Origin of the sequence: Pseudomonas fluorescens (assembly GCF_030344995.1) — a bacterium.
Classification (GTDB): Bacteria; Pseudomonadota; Gammaproteobacteria; order Pseudomonadales; family Pseudomonadaceae; genus Aquipseudomonas; species Aquipseudomonas fluorescens_BF.
In genome coordinates this window covers 2351953-2355371 of sequence record NZ_CP128260.1, presented here as the reverse complement: position 1 = coordinate 2355371, position 3419 = coordinate 2351953, and the positions used below count along the sequence as shown (strand labels likewise).

Below are 3419 nucleotides of genomic sequence, written 5' to 3'. Positions count from 1 at the left end.
TTCTTGGCATCCGGATCAGTAGGCAGGCAGCACAAAGGCACGTCGTCCCTATAAAACGAATGCAGACCGGAAAAATTAGCGATTGAGAAGAACTATCAGAGAGGAGGTAAAGCGAGGATTTTCTGGTTTTCCAGATAGCCCGGTGGGAGCGAGCTCCCACAGGAAAGCCTTCAGGCAGAGACGGCCAGCGCATGGCGCCGATGATGCACATCCAGTTGATCCTTGATCACCTTCAGTACCTTGGCTTCGTGCTCATGAATGAAGAAGTGCCCGCCGGCCAGCATGTCCACCGAGAAGCTGCCACGGGTCTCCCTGCTCCAGCCGATCAGTTGCTCGGTGGTGGCGCGGTCGGCCTTGCCGCCGAGTACGTGAACCGGACAGGCAAGCAATGGCCGCTGCACGGGTTCGTACTTGCCGCACAGCTGGAAATCCGCACGCAGGATCGGCAGGGTCAGGCTCATCAACTCTTCATTGGCCAGCACTTCTTCGCTGGTGCCATTGAGCGTGCGCAACTGGTCGATCAGCTCGGCGTCGGTCTTCGGGTCGGCGAAACCCCGGTCGTAATCGGCACGCATCGTCGGCGCGGCCGTGCCCGAGGCGAACAGCGCCACCGGCTCCGGACAGCCCAGTGCGCGCAGCGCGTGAGCAATTTCACAGGCCAGCAACGCGCCCAGGCTATGGCCAAACAAGGCATAGGGCGCCTTGAGCGTCGGGCGCAGCTCCTTGGCCAACTGCATCGCCAGCCCGCGCATGTCGGTGTGCAGCGGCTCGCCGAAGCGCGCACCGCGTCCCGGCAATTCCACCGGTTGCAGTTGCAGCCATTGCGGCAGCTTCGGCCGCCAGCGGCTGTAGACCATGGCACTGGCGCCGGAGTACGGCAGGCACAGCAGGGTCAGTTTGGTCACCACGCTTCCCTCGAAAAAATGTCTCTTCAAGAGGGTACGGATCAGGCGGCGGGCAAATTAGTCGCGGGCCGGTAAATTTGCCCGCCAGGCGCTCGTTAACTGTTCAGACCAATTCCAACAACGAGGGATCACCGTGGATCTGCAGACCATTCTGGGCAAGTTGTTCGCCAACGCGGGCGCCGTCGGCATCGAAGGCATCTTCCAATTCGTGTTTGGTCCGCAGCAGGCGTATTGGTGCGAGATCAAGGCCACCAGCCGCACCGAGGCTGGTCGCCACCCGACTCCCGACGTGACCATTGAAGTTGCCCACGCAGATTTCCTCGGCATCATGAGCGGCACGGCCAACGTCGAAGAGCTGTTTGCCAGTGGCCGCCTGAAGATCGGCGGCAACATGGGCCTGGCGACGATGCTGCCGCAGATCATCGAGCATGCGATGCACGGCGGTGCCGTCGCGCAAAAGGTCGACATGAACAAGCGCTACCCCACTCCGCCGCGCTTCAGTGAAAAACTCACCGAACGCCTGCCGACCCAGATCAGCGTCGAGCGCGTTGCACGGGGCGAGTTGTCGGTCAGCGAGTTCGAGGCCCGTTACCTGCCCAACGGCATTCCGGTGGTGATCAGCAATGCCCTGCAGGACTGGCCGCTGTTCAATCTCAGCCGCGAAGAATCGCTGGTGCATTTCGCCGAACTGCAAGGCATCACCCGCCACGGCGATTACGTGAAGAAGACGTTCTCGACCGAACGGGATTTCCGCTCCACCTCGATGGCCGATTTCATCGCCTCGCTGGACAGCCCGGCGGTCAAGGGCGCGGACGGCGAGCCGCCGGCCTACATGGGCAACAACATCCTGCCCGCCGCGTTAATGGAGCAGATCAAGTACCCGCCCTACTTCGATGCCTCGCTGTTCATCCCGCCACGGATCTGGATCGGCCCCAAGGGCACCCTGACGCCGCTGCATCGCGATGACACCGACAACCTGTTCGCTCAGGTCTGGGGCCAGAAGAAATTCACCCTCGCCGCGCCCCATCACCGCGAAGCACTGGGCACCTGGTCCACGGCACCGAAAGGCGGGCTGGATGGCTGCGACTTCAACCCGGATGCGCCGGACTATGAGCGTTTCCCCGCCGCGCGGGACGTGACATTCCTGCGCGTGACCCTGGAGGCCGGCGACCTGCTGTTCCTGCCCGAAGGCTGGTTCCATCAGGTGGAGTCGGTGTCGACTTCGCTGTCGGTCAACTTCTGGGTGAATTCGGGCCGGGGCTGGTAACCGGCCTTATTTGAGGTGACGAAAGCTCTGCACCGCCGAGCCCAGCACCACCGCCCCGGCGGCAATCGCCAGCCAGAAGCCGCTGCGGGCGCCGAACGCATCCACCAGTGCGCCGGAACCGGCGGCGCCGATGGCCACGCCGATGCTCAAACCCGTCACCAGCCAGGTCAGGCCTTCGGTGAGTTTGGCCGGCGGCACGATGCGTTCGATCAACGCCATCGCCACGATCAGGGTCGGCGAGAAGAACAGCCCGGCGATGAACACCGCGACGGCCAAGCCGAAGATGTTAGTCGCCAGCAACAACGGCAAAGTGGTCACTGCGGTCGCCAGACCGCCGTAGAGAAACAGGCGCGGCAACGGCAGCTTCGAGCGCATCGCGCCGAAGGCAATGCCGGCCAGACAGGAACCGATGGCATACACCGACAACACGATGCTCGCCGCCGCCGGCTGGCCCTGCTGCTGGGCGAACGCGACGCTGACCACATCCACCACGCCGACAATCACGCCCATGGCATGCATCAACGCCAGCAGCCATTGCACGTCGGTCGAACGAATGATCGAACCTTGATGCTGCGATTCGTGCGGATGCACCGGCGGCTCGGTGCTGCGCTGGGCGACGAACGCTGTCACGCCAATCGCCAGCATTATCAGCGCCGCCAGTGGCCCGGCCTCGGGAAACACGCCGACGCACAGTCCCACCGACAACGGCGGGCCGACGATGAAGCAGACTTCGTCGAGCACCGACTCCAGCGCATACGCGGTCTGCAATTGCGGCTGGCCGCGATAGATTTCGGTCCAGCGCGCCCGCGCCATCGCCGACATGCTCGGCATGCAACCGGCCAGTGCGGCGCAGACAAACAGGGTCCAGGTCGGCGCCTGCAAGCGGGTGCACAACAGCAACATCAACAGCGCGCCCCCGCCGATCAGTGCCGCCACCGGCAGCACCCGCCCCTGACCGAAACGGTCCACCAGCCGTGACACCTGCGGCGCACAAAATGCCGTGGCCAACGCAAACGTCGCCGCCACCCCACCCGCCAGCGCATAGCCGCCGGTCAATTGCGAAAGCATGGTGATCACGCCGATCCCGGTCATGGAAATCGGCATGCGCGCGATCATCGCGGCAATCACAAAAGCCCGGGCGCCGGGGGCGTTGAACAGTTCGCGGTAAGGGTTTGCCATCGGATGCAGCCTCATCAGGGGCGGCCAAGTTGCCACAAAGCCTGACGGCCGGGGAAGCGCGCAATTGT

The 3419-nt window shown here is 63.7% G+C and carries 3 protein-coding genes; 1 reads left to right on the top strand and 2 read right to left on the bottom strand.

Annotated elements, in window-relative coordinates; genetic code table 11:
* Positions 1–170 precede the first annotated feature (170 nt).
* Positions 171–908 carry a thioesterase II family protein gene (locus QR290_RS10775; protein WP_115077175.1) on the bottom strand — a complete coding sequence of 246 codons (738 nt, stop codon included), beginning with the start codon at positions 906–908 and terminating at the stop codon, positions 171–173.
* A gap of 130 nt (positions 909–1038) precedes the next feature.
* Between QR290_RS10775 and QR290_RS10770 the strand changes: the two genes are divergently transcribed.
* A complete protein-coding gene (locus tag QR290_RS10770; protein ID WP_289204867.1) occupies positions 1039–2172 on the top strand; it encodes a cupin-like domain-containing protein in 1134 nt (377 codons plus the stop codon).
* A 6-nt stretch (positions 2173–2178) separates the two neighbouring features.
* Here the strand turns inward: QR290_RS10770 and QR290_RS10765 are convergent, their stop codons facing one another.
* Positions 2179–3351: an MFS transporter gene (locus QR290_RS10765; RefSeq protein WP_289204866.1), complete on the bottom strand. Its 1173-nt coding sequence runs from the start codon at positions 3349–3351 to the stop codon at positions 2179–2181.
* Positions 3352–3419 lie beyond the last annotated feature (68 nt).

Excerpts from the sequence above, each read along its gene's own strand:
- QR290_RS10765 (WP_289204866.1), bottom strand. The coding sequence starts at position 3,351 with ATGGCAAACCCTTACCGCGAACTGTTCAACGCCCCCGGCGCCCGGGCT.